Raw genomic sequence first — 13,285 nt, 5'->3', positions numbered from 1 at the left:
CCGGTTCGAATCCCGCACTCAAATACTCCCCTTAACGGATTCCCACTAGGCGTATACACGCGTTCCGCGGCGGGAAAGCCCGGTTTCACGCCGATATAAGCGCTTCGACATGCGCTGCATGCTCGTCTCCCAATGGGACGTGATGTTCTGTTCACCTACCCTTCGCTACGGCAAAGTGCGGACGACGTTGCCCCCCCAACATTAGAGACGAGACAAACCTGACGACGGTTCACGTAGACCGTTTCAGCATGCTGATAAAGGAGCAAGCTCATGAGTGATACCCCGGTGCAGCCGGCCGCCGGCGTCGGCGCGCAAGCGGAGTTCGGCGCGAACGGCGCCATCGACCGATACTTCGGGATTTCGGCGCGCGGCAGCACGCGGCGCCGCGAAATCGTCGCGGGCATCACCACCTTCCTGGCGATGGTCTATTCGGTGTTCGTCGTGCCCGGCATGTTCGGCAAGGCCGGCTTCGACGCGAGCGCCGTGTTCGTCGCCGTGTGCCTGACGACGGCGTTCGGCTCGCTGCTGATGGGCCTGTGGGCAAAGCTGCCGATCGCGATCGGCTGCGCGATCTCGCTGACCGCCTTCACCGCGTTCGGCCTCGTGCTCGGCAAGGGCCTGCAGCCGACGGTCGCGCTCGGCGCCGTGTTCCTGATGGGGCTCGTGTTCACCGGCATTTCCGTCACCGGCGTGCGCTCGTGGATCCTGCGCAACCTGCCCGCGGGCGTCGCGCACGGCACGGGGATCGGCATCGGCCTGTTCCTGCTGCTGATCGCGTCGAACGACGTCGGCCTCGTCGTCAAGAACCCGGGCGCCGGCCTGCCGGTGTCGCTCGGCCACGTCACCGCGCTGCCGGTGATCATGTCGGTGATCGGGCTCGCCGCGATCTTCGGGCTGGAAAAGCGCCGCGTGCCGGGCGGGATCCTGCTCGTCGTGATCGCGATCTCGGCGTTCGGCCTCGCGTTCGATCCGGACGTGAAGTTCCGCGGCGTGTTCGCGCTGCCTTCGCTGAGCGCGCCGGGCCACGCGTCGCTGATCGGCGCGATGGACATCAAGGGCGCGCTGTCGCTCGCGGTGCTGCCGAGCGTGCTGGCGCTCGTGATGACCGCCGTGTTCGACGCGACCGGCACGATTCGCGCGGTGGCCGGGCAGGCGGGCCTGCTCGACGAGAACGGCCGCATCATCAACGGCGGCCGCGCGCTGACCGCGGACTCGGTGAGCTCGATCTTCTCCGGCTTCCTCGGCGGCGCGCCGGCGGCGGCCTACATCGAATCGAGCGTCGGCGTGGCCGCCGGCGCGAAGACGGGCCTCGCGGCCGCGGTGGTCGGGCTGCTGTTCCTGGTCGTGATGTTCTTCTCGCCGATCGCGGCGCTCGTGCCGTCGTATGCGACCGCGCCCGCGCTGATGTACGTCGGCCTGCTGATGCTCGGCAGCGTCAGCAAGCTGCACATGGACGACATGGTCGACGCGATGTCCGGCCTCGTGTGCGCGGTCTTCATCGTGCTGACCGCGAACATCGTGACGGGCATCATGCTCGGCTTCTCGACGCTCGTGATCGGGCGGATCGCGAGCGGCGAGTTCCGCAAGCTCAACGTCGGCACGGTGAGCATCGCGGCCGTGCTCGTCGTCTTCTATCTCGGCGGCTGGGCGATCTGACGCACGGCGGCGCGCAGCGTCGCAGGCGACGACGGCATCCGGAACCTGTGCGCGGGCGCGCGGTCTGATGGCCTTTCAAACTGCAAGGTCGAGGGTCGGATGAATCGGATTGTTCGTGGATTGGCGTTGACGGCGGCGCTGGCCGGTGTGGCAGGGCTCGCTGCGTGTGAAACCGGCGCAGGCAATGTGCAGGCATCCGCCGCCCGGCCGGCGGACGGCCGGCCGGTCGCGAAGACCGTCTACGTCGCGCCGCAGACCAGGCGCTGCGTCGGCGTCGCGCCGATGGAGTGCCTGCAGGTGCGCGACCGGCCCGACGGCGCGTGGAGCCTGTGGTACGCAGGCATCGAAGGCTTCGACTTCCAGCCGGGTTTCCGTTACGAACTCCAGATCGACGAATACAAGGTCGTGCAGCCGCCGGCCGATGGCTCGTCGATCCGCTGGGTGCTCAAGCGCGTCGTGTCGCGCACTCCGGCGAGCGAGTGACGCGAGCTGGCGGCTATCCGCCGAACGCGGCGACGATCTCGTCGATCGTCACGCGGATGCGCGCGGTGTGCCGCAGGTCCTGATGCGTGACGAGCCAGATTTCGTACTGCGCATCGTTCGCGCGATCGGGCCAGACGCGCACGAGGCCGTCGCGTTCGCCCATCGGCACCGGTATCTCGCAGAGGCCGAGCCCGGCCTTCAGCGCCGCGCGCAGCGTCAGGTTCGTGTTGAGCCGCGCGACGATGCGGCCGTCCGCCAGCGGTTCCCCGACGAACGACGGCACGCGCGCCTTCGCGAAATGCGGCTGGTAGACGACCAGATCGTGCCCGGCGAACCGCTCGCCCGGCACCGGTTCGCCGTGGCGACGCACATAGTCGGGTGACGTGAACAGCCCGACTTCCCAGCTCGCGAGCCGGCGCGCGAGCAGGTCCGGATTGCGCGGCTTGACGGTCCGGATCGCGATGTCGGCCTCGCGCTTCGCGAGATTGAGAACCTGCGTCGTCGTGTCGAGCAGCACCGACACGTCCGGATGCTTCGCATGCAGGCGCTCGATCGCCGGCACCACGTATTCCTGCGCGAGCGCGTCCGTGGTCGACAGCTTCACCTCACCGGCCAGGCGCTTGTCGACGCCTTGCGTGTGGCGCACGAGATCGTGCGCGGACTGTTCCATCGCTTCGGCCGCGCGGATCGCGATCCGGCCGACCGGCGTCAATTCATAGCCGTTCGACGTGCGCAGGAACAGCGTCGCGCCAAGCGCATGCTCGAGCGCGGCGAGCCGGCGGCCCACCGTCGCCTGGTCGATATCGAGCGCGCGCGCAGCGGCGCGCAAGGTCCGTTCCCGATGGAGCGCGACGAAAATGCGCGCGTCGTCCCAGTTCATGGCGCCTCCGGCGTGATGCAAATTTGCATCATACGATCGGCAATTCGCTGCGTGTCAAGCGCGCGGCGCGTCACTACACTTTTTTCAGCCGATGCAGCGATTCGGCGTGTGGATCGAATCCGCCGCGCATCCGGACTTTCGAAAAGGTGAAGTCGTGTCGAACGTAACGCAAACCCGTCCCGCGGCGATGACCGCGATCGAGATCACGCAGCCGGGCGCGCCCGACGTGCTGGCGCCCGTGCAGCGGCCGGTGCCCGCGCCGGCCGCCGGTGAAGTGCTGATCCGCGTGCATGCGGCCGGCGTGAACGGCCCCGACCTGCTGCAGCGCAAGGGGCTGTACGATCCGCCGCCGGGCGCGTCGGACATTCCCGGCCTCGAAATCGCGGGCGAGATCGTCGCCGTCGGGCGCGACGTGACCCGGTTCGCGGTTGGCGAGCGCGTCTGTGCGTTGATCACGGGCGGCGGCTACGCGGAGTACGCGGTGGCGCACGAAAGCAACACGCTGGCGATTCCCGACGGCCTGTCGATGGTCGAGGCGGCCGCGCTGCCCGAGACCTTCCTGACGGTGTGGCTGAACCTGTTCCAGCGGGGCCGGTTCGCGGCGGGCGACAGCGTGCTGATTCACGGCGGCGCGTCCGGCATCGGCACCGCGGCGACGATGCTCGCGAAGGCGTTCGGCGCGTCGACGATCATCACGACGGTCAGCTCCGACGCGCAGCGCGACGCGAGCCGCGCGCTCGGCGCCGATGTCGCGGTCGATTACCGGAACGAGGATTTCGTCGACGCGGTGATGCGCGCGACGCACGGGCGCGGCGTCGACGTGGTCGTCGATATCGTCGCCGGCGATTACGTCGCGCGGAATTACGCGGCGGCCGCGATGAACGGCCGCATCGTGCAGATCGGCGTGATCAAGGGGCCGGCGCAGGCGCTCGACCTGTTCCCGATGCTGACGAAGCGTCTCACGCACCTCGGCTCGACGCTGCGTTCACGCACGCCGGAGGAAAAGGCGGCGCTGATCGAGGATCTCGAGCAGGCGGTCTGGCCGCACATCCGTCGCGGCACGGTGAAGCCGCTGATCGACCGGACCTTCGACCTCGACGATGCGCGCGCCGCCCACGCACTGATGGAGGCGAGCGCGCACATCGGCAAGGTCGTGCTGACGACTGCGGCGGCGCGCACCGCTTGAACGGCCGCGCTGCCCGCGCGTGCGCTCAGCAGTGGCCGAGCGGCGCGGCGGAGCGCGCGACGTCGGCGATCCGCACGCAGCGGGACATGCCGTAGATTTCGGCCTCCCGGCGTTCGCGCTCGCTGCTGGCGACCGCCGCCGCACATTCCCGCGGCACGCCGAGCGCCTGCAGCGCGACGTCGTACGGATGCTGGCTCGCGTCCACGGACGGCTGGCCGGCATTCGCGACGACGACCGAGAAGCGGTCGAGGCTCGCCGTGCCGAACTGCCCCTCGAACAGCGCGCTGAACCGCGCCGCCGGCAAGGTCGTCACGAGGCCCAGGCGATAGCCTTCCGCCGAAGCATGATCAAGCCATTGCAGGATGGTCTCGCGCTGCTGCTGCGATTCGCGCGAGTCGGGGGTCGCTTCGATTTGTTCAAACGCTGCGTCGAGTCTGGTGACGATGGCTTCGATGACCACGGGTGTTTCCTCTTCAGAGACGTGATGGTCCGCTCGCTGACGGGAATGCCACGACCATATCGTCGAAACGGAATGCAGAACCAATTAATCTTTTTGTTCGACTCATAAGGTTCGACTGATATCTCGATTTTGCGATTCCGCGTGCGTATTTGCGTCCTGACGCATTGCCGGCATGGCTCGCAACGATGCCCGATATTGCTTCATTCTGCGTGTGCGTCGTGCACAGGAAAAGTGCACCGGTTCGCGTGGAACCGGTGCGCTTCTCACGGCTGCCGTCGATTCAATGCAGCTTGATCGACGGCTGGCTGCGACGCTGCAGCCAATGGCCGAACGCCTGGAGCAGCGCGCGCGTCACGCCATGGACGCTGAACAGGTGCTTGCGATACAGAAACCGGTACAGCCCGGTCGCGGCGAGACCGTCGACGATCAGCGAGCGCGAGCGCATGCCGAGCTCCGCCTGATAGACCGCGCCGGCGTGGCCGAGCGATACGACAGTGCCGGCGTCGCGGAACGTGAAGCCGGCCACCGGCTTGCCGGACAGCCGCCGCGCGAAAGCCTGGCTCAGGTACACGGCCTGCTGGTGCGCAACCTGCGCGCGCGGCGGCAGGAAGCCGTGCGCGCCGGCGGACGGGCAGGCCGCGCAATCGCCGAACGCGAACACGTGCGGATCGTCCGGCGTTTGCAGCGTGCCGGTCACGATCACCTGGTTCGCATTGTTGAGCGCAAGGTCGCCAATCGTCCGCAGCATTGCGGGGCCGGCCACGCCGGCGGCCCAGATCGTGATGTCGCTCGCGAGTCGTTCGCCGGTCGCCGTCACGATCGCGTCGGCTCCGACTTCCGCCACGCGCGTGCTCGTCAGCACGTCGACGTGCAACGCGACGAGCTGCGCGTGCATGCGTGCGGAGAGGCGTTCGTCGAGCACCGGCAGCACGCGCGGGCCGCCTTCGATCAGGCGGATGCGGACGTCGCGTTCCGGGCTCAGCGCCTTGAAGCGATAGGCCGCGAGCTGATCGATCGCGTGCGTGAGCGCGGCGGCGAGCTCCACGCCGGTCGCGCCCGCGCCGATCACGTTGATGCAGACGGGCGGCGCGCGCCGGTCCGGCTGCCGTTCCGCCAGATGGTTGGCCTTCGCGCACGCGGCGAGGAACTTGCGGCGAAAATCCTCGGCCTGCTCGACGTTTTCGAGCGGGAGCGCATGGCGGGACGCGCCCGGCACGTTGAAGAAGTTCGTCACGCTGCCGACCGCGAGCACCAGGTCGTCGTAGTGCACGTCCCGCGGCGGCAGGATTTCCGAGCCGTCGCCGTCGCGCACGGCGCCGATCGTCGCGACGCGCCGCGCCCGGTCCACGCGTTGCAGCTCGCCCTGGACGAACTGAAAGCCGTGCCGCTTCGCTTGCGCCGCGTATTCGATCGTGTGGCTCGCCGGGTCGCGATGCCCGGAGGCCGCTTCATGCAGCAGCGGCTTCCAGAAGTGCGTCGGAGAGCGATCGACGAGCACGATGTCCGCCAGACCGCGCTGCCCGACGGTGTTGCCGAGGCGCGTCGCCAGTTGCAGGCCGCCGGCGCCGCCGCCGACGATCACGATGCGCGGAACGCGCGTCGCGCGATCCGTTGCTGGGGGGAAGAGGGGCGTGGCCATGAGAGGCTCCTCGTTGTTGTCGATACGGATGACAGATTTCGAGATACGACGATATAGTTCGGCATCCGCTCACACAATTTAATGTTTATCGCCGACCCATATGTATTCACTTATAGGAAAGACCGCGACGTTCCGGCAGCTGAAGGCGCTGGACATGATCGCGCGGCTGGGCAGCGTGTCTCGCGCCGCGCAGGAGCTGAACCTGACGCAGCCGGCCGTGTCGCTGCAGATCCGGCTGCTGGAGGAGGCGGTCGGCGCGTCAGTGCTGCAGCGGGTGGGGCGCGGCGTGCAGCTGACCGCGGCGGGCGAGATCGTCGCGCGTTATGCGCGCGAGATCCTGCATCTGTGGAGCGAGGCGGGCGACGAGGTGGCGGCGCTGACCGGCGAGCTCGGCGGCACGCTGCGGATCGGCGCGATCACGACGGCCGAGTACCTGATTCCGCCGCTGCTCGTCAAGTTCACGGCGACACGTCCGCATGTGAAGACGTATTTCAAGGTCGGCAACCGCGACGACATCATCCGCATGCTCGCCACGCATGAAATCGATCTCGCGGTGATGGGGAGCCCGCCGAAGGAGCTGCGCACCCACGCGGTCGAGTTCGCGAAGCATCCGATGGTGTTCGTCGCGGCGCCGGGACATCCGCTGATGCAGCGCAAGCGCGTGTCGCTGAAGGATCTCGAATCGGCGCACCTGCTGGTGCGCGAGCGCGGCGCCGGCACGCGCACGACCGTGGAGAGCCTGTTCAAGTCGTCCGGGTTCAAGTTTCATGTGGGCTCCGAACTGTCGAGCAACGAGGCGATCAAGCAGATGGCCGAGGCCGGGCTCGGCGTCGCGTTCCTGTCGCTGCATGCGTGCGCGCTCGAATTGCGCACGGGCCTGTTGGGCCAGCTGCCGTTTCCCGGCAACCCGATCGAGCGCGAATGGGTCGTGGTGACGCTGGCCGACCGGCGGATCTCGCAGGTGACCGGGCTGTTCCGCGATTTCCTGATCAAGCAGGGCGCGCCCGTCATCGACGGCGCGACGGTGGCGCTCCACGAGCGGCGCCGCAAGTAAGGGGCGCAGCGCCGCTCATCGGTTTTTCCGATGACTGAGATTGCCGCGACGACACTACTCGCGCGCACGGCCGCCGGCTACCGTGACGATCCCGTTACTGCCGAGGCCACACATGTCCAAGCTGAACCTGAAACTGTTGGGTCCGTGCCTGCTCGCGATCGCGATTGACGCGATGGGGTTCGGGCTCGTGTACCCGATCATGGCGGCGATCTTTTCCGATCCCCGCTCGGGCGTGATCGGCGCCGATACGCCGGCGCACCTGCGCAACTTCTACCTGGGCCTCGGATACGGCGTGTATCCGTTCTTCATGTTCTTCGGCTCGTCGCTGATGGGCGAGCTGTCCGACGCCTACGGCCGCCGCCGGATCATGCTGCTGTGCGTGTTCGGCCTCGCGCTCGGCTACCTGCTGATGGCGCTCGGCGCGCTGCTGCCGAGCATCGTGCTGCTGCTGGCCGGGCGCGGCCTCACCGGCCTGATGGCCGGCTGCCAGGGCATCGCGCAGGCCGCGATCGCGGATCTCAGCACGCCGGAGAACAAGGCGTACAACATGAGCATCATGTCCGTCGCGTTCAGCGCGGGCGTGATCGTCGGCCCCGTGCTCGGCGGCCTGACGTCGGACCGCACGATCGCGCCGTTCTTCAACTACGGCACGCCGTTCCTGCTGGTCGCCGCGCTCAGCGTCGCCTGCGGGCTGTGGACGGCGCGCTGCTATCGCGACGCCGTCGCGCCGGCCGGCGGCGCGCGCGTCGATCTGCTGCTGCCGGTGCGGATCATCTGGGAGGCCGGCGCGCACGGCCGCGTCGCGTGCCTGTCGGTCGTGTTCTTCCTGATGCAGGTGGGCTACGGGCTGTATCTGCAGACCATCATGCTCGCGCTGCAGACGCGCTTCCAGTACACGAGCGCGCAGCTCGGCTTGTTCAGCGGCCTGATCGGCATCTGCTTCGTGTTCGGGCTCGTGGTCGTTGTCCGGCTGATGCTGAAGGTGTGGGGCGTCGTCGAGATCGCCAGGACGGGGCTGCTCGTCGCCGGCGTGGGCCAGCTGCTGTCGGCGCTGTTCCCGCATGAAGGCGCGCTGTGGGCGCTCGGGATGGTGGTCGGGTGCTTCGACATGGTCGCCTATACGACGATGTACACCGCGTACTCGGACGCCGTCGCCGAGGACCGGCAGGGCTGGGCGCTCGGCGTCGCCGGTTCGGTGATGGCGATCGCGTGGGTCGTGACGGGCTTCCTCACGAACCTGCTGCCCGTGCTGGGCGAGCTCGGCCTGCTGGCGACGGGCGGCCTGAGCTTCGTGCTGAGCTTCGCGGTGATGACGGCGTATGGCCGGCGCTGGGCCGCGCCGGCGGTGCGCGTCGGCGCGCAACGCGTATAGTGCGCGGACACGGCTCGTGCCGTTCACTGCCACTACCGGAGAACCTATGGATTTGCTGTCCGCGATGCGCATCTTCGTGCGGGTGGTCGAGCGGGGCAACCTGTCGCGCGCCGCGCGGGATCTCGGCCTCGGCCAGCCCGCCGTCAGCGATCGCATCGAGCGGCTCGAACGGCATCTCGGGGTCCGGCTGCTCCTGCGCAGCACGCGCGCGGTGTCGTGCACGGACGAGGGCGCGCTGTTCTACCAGAAGAGCAAGGTCGTCCTCGACGCGGCGGACGAAGCGCAGGCCGCGGTGACCCCCGGCGACGACGCCGTGCGCGGACGCATCCGGATCGCCGCGCCGCACGGGATCGGCGAGGTCGTGCTGCCCGGCGTGATGGCGGCGATCCGCGAACGGCATCCGAAGCTGCAGATCGATCTCGTGCTGAACGACGCCATCACCGACCCGGTGACCGAAGGCGTGGACATTTCACTGCGGCTCGGCGAGCTCGGGAACGGCAACTTCGTCGCGCGCCGGCTCGGCCATGTGCGCCGCGTGCTGGTCGCGGCGCGCGCGTATGTCGACGCGCACGGCCGGCCGGAGCAGCCGGCCGATCTCGCCGCGCATCCGTTCATCCGCGTGGCGGGACTGTTCGCCGACGGTCAGCTGCGGCTGGCGCGCGCATCGGAAGCGCCGCGGTCGACGCCGATCGATATCGTCGTCAGCACGAGCCATTGGCGGCCCGCATACGAGATGCTGGTCGGCGGCGCGGGCATCGGCGTGCTGCAGGAACCCGTCTGCGGTGATGCACTGGCGAGCGGCCGGCTCGTCGAGCTGCTGCCCGGCCACACGGTGCCCGGCTTCGAGCTGCATGCGCTGTATCCGGCCGCGCGGCCGACGCCGGCGAAAACGCAGGCCGTGATGAAGATCCTGGAGGCGCACCTGCGTCCGGCGTTCGCGACGGACGCGGCGCGGTTGCGCGAAGCATGAGCCCGCGCCGCGTCACGCGCCCGCAGGACTCCACCGGCGATACCGCTGCGTCAGCTTGCGCGTGCGGAGCTGGTCGAGCACGAGGGTCAGGATCGCCGAGTAGCGGCGCCGCGGACGCTGTCCCGCCCCGATCGCGCGCAGGCTGCGCTTGACGAGCGCCATCGTGGCCAGGCCGGCGGCGCCCTTGTCGCGCCAATTGACCTGCACGACGGGCGCGTCGATCGCCTGACCGTCGCGCCAGCGCTGCGGCAGATCCGGGATGGACGCCAGCGCGGTCGCCATGCCGACCACCGCGACGCCCTGCTCGAGCACCGTTTCCGCAACGGGTTGCCGGCGAATGCCGCCGGTCGTCATCACCGGCATCCGGGCGATCGCGGCGATGTCGCGCGCAAACGTCAGGAAATAGGCTTCGCGCGCGAGCGTGCGACCGTCCGCCGCGCGGCCCTGCATCGCCGGGCTTTCGTAGCTGCCGCCGGACAGTTCGACGAGATCGACGGGCAATTCGTTGAGCTGTAGCACGATCTGCTTCGCGTCGTCCTCGGAAAACCCGCCGCGCTGGAAGTCCGCGGAATTGAGCTTGACCGCGACGCTGAACGCGGCGCCGACCCGCGCGCGCACCGCGCGCACGACCGACATCAGCAGCCGCGCGCGGTTTTCCGGCGAGCCGCCCCAGTCGTCCTGGCGCCGGTTGGTCAGCGGCGACAGGAACTGCGAGATCAGGTAGCCGTGCGCCGCATGGATCTGCACGCCGTCGAATCCGGCCGCCTCGGCCGCCGCCGCGGTGTCGGCGAAGCGCTCGATCACCTCGTGGATCTCGGCTTCGGTCATCTCGCGCGGCGCCGCGATCAGCTTGCTGTGCCGGCCGAGGTCGACCGGCACGGCGGACGGCGCCCAGCCGTCGCGGCCCATCGCCGCCAGCACCTGCCGCCCGGGGTGGTTGATCTGCATCCACACGCGCGCGCCGTGCCGGCGCGCCGCGGCCGCCCACGCGCGGAACGGCTCGAGCGGCGTGCTGCGTTCCAGCACGACGCCGCCCGGGCCGGTCAGCGCGCGCGCGTCGATCATCACGTTGCCGGTGATCAGCAGCCCTGTGCCGCCGGCGCCCCACGCGGCGTACAGGCGTCGCAGCGCTTCGCCGGGCAACTGGCCCGGGTCGGCCATGTTTTCCTCCATCGCGGCCTTCGCGATGCGGTTGGGCAGGGTGGCGCCGTTGGGCAGCGTCAGCGGGGTAAAGAGCGATGTCGTCACGGGAAGACCTCTTCGATAGGCTTGATGCGCCTATACTAGGTTTCAAGTCAACTTGAAGGTCAAGCACTGTGAAAATCGGGGAATTGGCCGCACGGACCGGCATGACGACGTCCGCCATCCGCTTCTACGAACAGAGCGGCCTGCTGCCGCCGGCCGGCCGCGGCGCGAACGGCTACCGGATCTACGACGAAGCCGCGGCGGAGCGGCTGCGGCAGATCCAGCTCGCGCAGCGGCTCGGCTTCTCGCTGGATGAAATGCGCGGCGTCGCGGAGGACATGGACGCGTTCGCGAAAGAGGGCCTGCTCGCGCGCATCGACGAGCGGTTGCACGAGATCGACGCGCTGCGCGCGAAGCTGGACGGGCAGCGCAGGGAGTTGCAGCGGATCCGCGACACGCTTCAGGCCGAATGGGAGGCGGGGCGGTGTCTCAAGGTGGACGCGCTGCAGGCGGAAGCGCCGGCGGCGGCCGCGAAGGGCCGGCGCGCACGGCGGGCGGCGCCTTCGCAGGATTTCGGCGGGCGCAGGAAAGCGGCCGGCAATCCGTAGCGCGGCGCGAGCGGGCCGCGCGTCGCGAGCGCCCTGCAGCAACGCGCAAATGAGCCGTCGCTTCGGGAGAGCGTGCCGCCGCGCAGCGATGGCCGACGCGGCGCCTCCGTGCGATCGCTGTTCGGCGGCGCGGGTCAGTCGATCTGGTCGATCGCGTCGACGGCGCTTGCCAGTACCGCGCGCGCCTTGTCGCGCCGCCGCCGCGCGAGCCGTTCCGCGCCCGTCTGCCGTTCGTGCTCGCCGGCGATGAACGCCTGGATGTCGGGGAGCCGGCGGATCGTGCCGCGCGAGCCCCACTGGCCGTCCGGCATCTCCTTCGGAAAGACCCATACGCGCGGCGCGACGTCCTCGTGCGTGCCGCCTTCGGCGCGCACGACGGCCGCGGTGATCTCCCTGACGAGCGTTTCCCGCGCGGCATCCGTGTATTGCCCTTCCGGCACCGTCGGCACGATCCGGTAGCGCGGCCGCGTCGATGGCGCGCCGCCCACGAACGTCGCGGCCGGGCGGTGCAGAAAGAGCACGGACACGCTTTGCGCGTTCGCGTTGTCCGGCTCGAAGCCTTCGGCCCGCAGCAGGATGTCCGTCATCTCCTTGAGCAGGCGCGCCTCGGCTTCGGGCGTCAGTGCGTCCTGCGGAATCAGTGCGTCGATCATCGGCATGTCGATCGTCCTTCGTCAGTGGTTGGGACGGGACCATCATCGCGCTTGCGCCACGTTGCGGCGAGTGGCAGGATCGCCATTCTCCAAGGAAATTCAGACAGCATGGCCATCGTCCGCATCTGGGTCTACGACGGGATCCTGGCGTCCGGCGTCGCCGGCCCGATCGACGTGTTCAACGCCGCGAACAGCCTGGGCGCGGGCACGTCGTCGCCGAAGCTCGTCTGGCGCGTCGAGTCGCTCGACGGCCAGCCCGTGCGCGCCGCCTCCGGCCAGGCCATCGCGGTGGACGGGCGCATCGACGCCCGCAAGCGCGCCGACGCGATCCTCGTGACCGCGCCGTTCGTCGCCGACATGGACACGTTCCTCGCCCGCGACGACCGGGTGCGCGCGCTGTCCGCCGCGCTGCGCCGCCAGCATCAGGCCGGCGCGTTGCTCGCGTCGTATTGCACGGGCAGCTATCTGCTGGCCGAGGCCGGGCTGCTCGACGGCCGGATCGCGACGACCCACTGGGCGAGGGCGACGGATTTCCTGCGGCGCTACCCGAAGGTCGAGCTGCGCGCGCACGAGGTCATGACGGAGCAGGCCGGCATCGTGTGCAGCGGCGCCGTGACGTCCTATCTCAATCTGGCGCTGCGCGTCGTCGAACGGCTCGCCGATCCGCGGCTGGCGGCGCGCGTCGCGAAGCTGCTGCTGATCGACGTCAATCGCGCGTCGCAAGCGTCGTACGCGACGCTGCTCGACGACCACGGGCATACCGACCCGCTCGTCGCGCGGGCCCAGCGCCGGATGGAGGCGACGCTGCGGCAACGGTTCCGGCTGGCCGACCTCGCCGCCGAGCTGGCCGTCAGCGAGCGGACGCTCAACCGGCGTTTCCGGCAGGCGGTGGGCGATGCACCGCTGGGGTATCTGCAGACGCTGCGCGTCGAGGTCGCCAAGCGCTTGCTGGAAGCCGGCAACGTCAGCCTCGACGCGATCGGCGAGCAGGTCGGCTATGGCGACCTGAGCACGTTCCGGCAGCTGTTCAAGCGCAAGACGGGGCTGTCGCCGCGCGAGTACCAGCGCCGGTTCGCGCAATCGCTGGAACCCGGCGTGGAGGACGATTCCGTCGATCGTCCGGCGGGACGGTAACGTAC

At 69.3% G+C, this 13,285-nt stretch carries 13 protein-coding genes; 8 read left to right on the top strand and 5 right to left on the bottom strand.

Going from position 1 to position 13,285, the window contains the following annotated elements:
• The first annotated feature begins 270 nt into the window (after positions 1 to 270).
• Together ACFIMZ_RS33485 and ACFIMZ_RS33480 are read left to right on the top strand one after the other, a co-directional pair.
• Positions 271 to 1,656: an NCS2 family permease gene (locus tag ACFIMZ_RS33485; RefSeq protein WP_431823705.1), complete on the top strand. Its 1,386-nt coding sequence runs from the start codon at positions 271 to 273 to the stop codon at positions 1,654 to 1,656.
• A gap of 99 nt (positions 1,657 to 1,755) precedes the next feature.
• Entirely contained in the window at positions 1,756 to 2,139 is a 384-nt protein-coding gene (locus ACFIMZ_RS33480) for a DUF4377 domain-containing protein (protein WP_431823704.1), read from the top strand.
• Positions 2,140 to 2,152: 13 nt separating this feature from the next.
• Here ACFIMZ_RS33480 and ACFIMZ_RS33475 read toward each other — a convergent pair whose 3' ends face one another.
• Positions 2,153 to 3,019 (bottom strand): LysR family transcriptional regulator, encoded by an 867-nt coding sequence (locus ACFIMZ_RS33475; protein ID WP_431823703.1) that lies wholly within the window; start codon positions 3,017 to 3,019, stop codon positions 2,153 to 2,155.
• A 187-nt stretch (positions 3,020 to 3,206) separates the two neighbouring features.
• On the opposite strand from ACFIMZ_RS33475, the gene ACFIMZ_RS33470 reads away from it, so the two are divergent.
• Entirely contained in the window at positions 3,207 to 4,205 is a 999-nt protein-coding gene (locus ACFIMZ_RS33470; protein WP_431825429.1) for an NAD(P)H-quinone oxidoreductase, read from the top strand.
• A gap of 25 nt (positions 4,206 to 4,230) precedes the next feature.
• On the opposite strand, the gene ACFIMZ_RS33465 is transcribed toward ACFIMZ_RS33470, so the two are convergent.
• Positions 4,231 to 4,665 carry a phosphatase gene (locus ACFIMZ_RS33465; protein WP_431823702.1) on the bottom strand — a complete coding sequence of 145 codons (435 nt, stop codon included), beginning with the start codon at positions 4,663 to 4,665 and terminating at the stop codon, positions 4,231 to 4,233.
• Positions 4,666 to 4,945: 280 nt separating this feature from the next.
• A complete protein-coding gene (locus tag ACFIMZ_RS33460; RefSeq protein ID WP_431823701.1) occupies positions 4,946 to 6,304 on the bottom strand; it encodes an NAD(P)/FAD-dependent oxidoreductase in 1,359 nt (452 codons plus the stop codon).
• Positions 6,305 to 6,404: 100 nt separating this feature from the next.
• Here ACFIMZ_RS33460 and ACFIMZ_RS33455 point away from each other — a divergent pair, with 100 nt between their 5' ends.
• The 3 genes from ACFIMZ_RS33455 to ACFIMZ_RS33445 all read left to right on the top strand — a co-directional run bounded on the left by ACFIMZ_RS33455 (position 6,405) and on the right by ACFIMZ_RS33445 (position 9,700).
• Positions 6,405 to 7,358, top strand: coding sequence for a LysR family transcriptional regulator (locus ACFIMZ_RS33455; RefSeq protein ID WP_431823700.1), 954 nt, complete (start codon positions 6,405 to 6,407; stop codon positions 7,356 to 7,358).
• 112 nt (positions 7,359 to 7,470) lie between these two features.
• Positions 7,471 to 8,730, top strand: coding sequence for an MFS transporter (locus ACFIMZ_RS33450; protein ID WP_431823699.1), 1,260 nt, complete (start codon positions 7,471 to 7,473; stop codon positions 8,728 to 8,730).
• Between the two features lie 46 nt (positions 8,731 to 8,776).
• On the top strand, positions 8,777 to 9,700 hold the full coding sequence (locus ACFIMZ_RS33445; protein ID WP_431823698.1) for a LysR family transcriptional regulator: 924 nt from the start codon (positions 8,777 to 8,779) through the stop codon (positions 9,698 to 9,700).
• 12 nt (positions 9,701 to 9,712) lie between these two features.
• Here the strand turns inward: ACFIMZ_RS33445 and ACFIMZ_RS33440 are convergent, their stop codons facing one another.
• Positions 9,713 to 10,948: an NADH:flavin oxidoreductase/NADH oxidase family protein gene (locus ACFIMZ_RS33440; protein WP_431823697.1), complete on the bottom strand. Its 1,236-nt coding sequence runs from the start codon at positions 10,946 to 10,948 to the stop codon at positions 9,713 to 9,715.
• 101 nt (positions 10,949 to 11,049) lie between these two features.
• On the opposite strand from ACFIMZ_RS33440, the gene ACFIMZ_RS33435 reads away from it, so the two are divergent.
• Positions 11,050 to 11,493: a MerR family transcriptional regulator gene (locus ACFIMZ_RS33435; RefSeq protein WP_431823696.1), complete on the top strand. Its 444-nt coding sequence runs from the start codon at positions 11,050 to 11,052 to the stop codon at positions 11,491 to 11,493.
• A 134-nt stretch (positions 11,494 to 11,627) separates the two neighbouring features.
• On the opposite strand, the gene ACFIMZ_RS33430 is transcribed toward ACFIMZ_RS33435, so the two are convergent.
• Positions 11,628 to 12,152, bottom strand: coding sequence for a tautomerase family protein (locus tag ACFIMZ_RS33430; RefSeq protein WP_431823695.1), 525 nt, complete (start codon positions 12,150 to 12,152; stop codon positions 11,628 to 11,630).
• A 102-nt stretch (positions 12,153 to 12,254) separates the two neighbouring features.
• On the opposite strand from ACFIMZ_RS33430, the gene ACFIMZ_RS33425 reads away from it, so the two are divergent.
• Positions 12,255 to 13,280: a GlxA family transcriptional regulator gene (locus tag ACFIMZ_RS33425; RefSeq protein ID WP_431823694.1), complete on the top strand. Its 1,026-nt coding sequence runs from the start codon at positions 12,255 to 12,257 to the stop codon at positions 13,278 to 13,280.
• The last annotated feature ends 5 nt before the right edge of the window (positions 13,281 to 13,285 follow it).

The sequence above is a fragment of the Burkholderia sp. F1 genome, from assembly GCF_050813845.1.
Lineage (GTDB): Bacteria > Pseudomonadota > Gammaproteobacteria > Burkholderiales > Burkholderiaceae > Burkholderia > Burkholderia ubonensis.
Note: the sequence above shows the minus strand (reverse complement) of the source record. Positions and strands in the feature narration are given on the sequence as shown.

Excerpts from the sequence above, each read along its gene's own strand:
- ACFIMZ_RS33450 (WP_431823699.1), top strand. The coding sequence starts at position 7,471 with ATGTCCAAGCTGAACCTGAAACTGTTGGGTCCGTGCCTGCTCGCGATC.
- ACFIMZ_RS33480 (WP_431823704.1), top strand. The coding sequence starts at position 1,756 with ATGAATCGGATTGTTCGTGGATTGGCGTTGACGGCGGCGCTGGCCGGT.
- ACFIMZ_RS33470 (WP_431825429.1), top strand. The coding sequence starts at position 3,207 with ATGACCGCGATCGAGATCACGCAGCCGGGCGCGCCCGACGTGCTGGCG.
- ACFIMZ_RS33460 (WP_431823701.1), bottom strand. The coding sequence starts at position 6,304 with ATGGCCACGCCCCTCTTCCCCCCAGCAACGGATCGCGCGACGCGCGTT.
- ACFIMZ_RS33455 (WP_431823700.1), top strand. The coding sequence starts at position 6,405 with ATGTATTCACTTATAGGAAAGACCGCGACGTTCCGGCAGCTGAAGGCG.
- ACFIMZ_RS33445 (WP_431823698.1), top strand. The coding sequence starts at position 8,777 with ATGGATTTGCTGTCCGCGATGCGCATCTTCGTGCGGGTGGTCGAGCGG.
- ACFIMZ_RS33430 (WP_431823695.1), bottom strand. The coding sequence starts at position 12,152 with ATGCCGATGATCGACGCACTGATTCCGCAGGACGCACTGACGCCCGAA.
- ACFIMZ_RS33425 (WP_431823694.1), top strand. The coding sequence starts at position 12,255 with ATGGCCATCGTCCGCATCTGGGTCTACGACGGGATCCTGGCGTCCGGC.
- ACFIMZ_RS33435 (WP_431823696.1), top strand. The coding sequence starts at position 11,050 with ATGACGACGTCCGCCATCCGCTTCTACGAACAGAGCGGCCTGCTGCCG.
- ACFIMZ_RS33475 (WP_431823703.1), bottom strand. The coding sequence starts at position 3,019 with ATGAACTGGGACGACGCGCGCATTTTCGTCGCGCTCCATCGGGAACGG.
- ACFIMZ_RS33485 (WP_431823705.1), top strand. The coding sequence starts at position 271 with ATGAGTGATACCCCGGTGCAGCCGGCCGCCGGCGTCGGCGCGCAAGCG.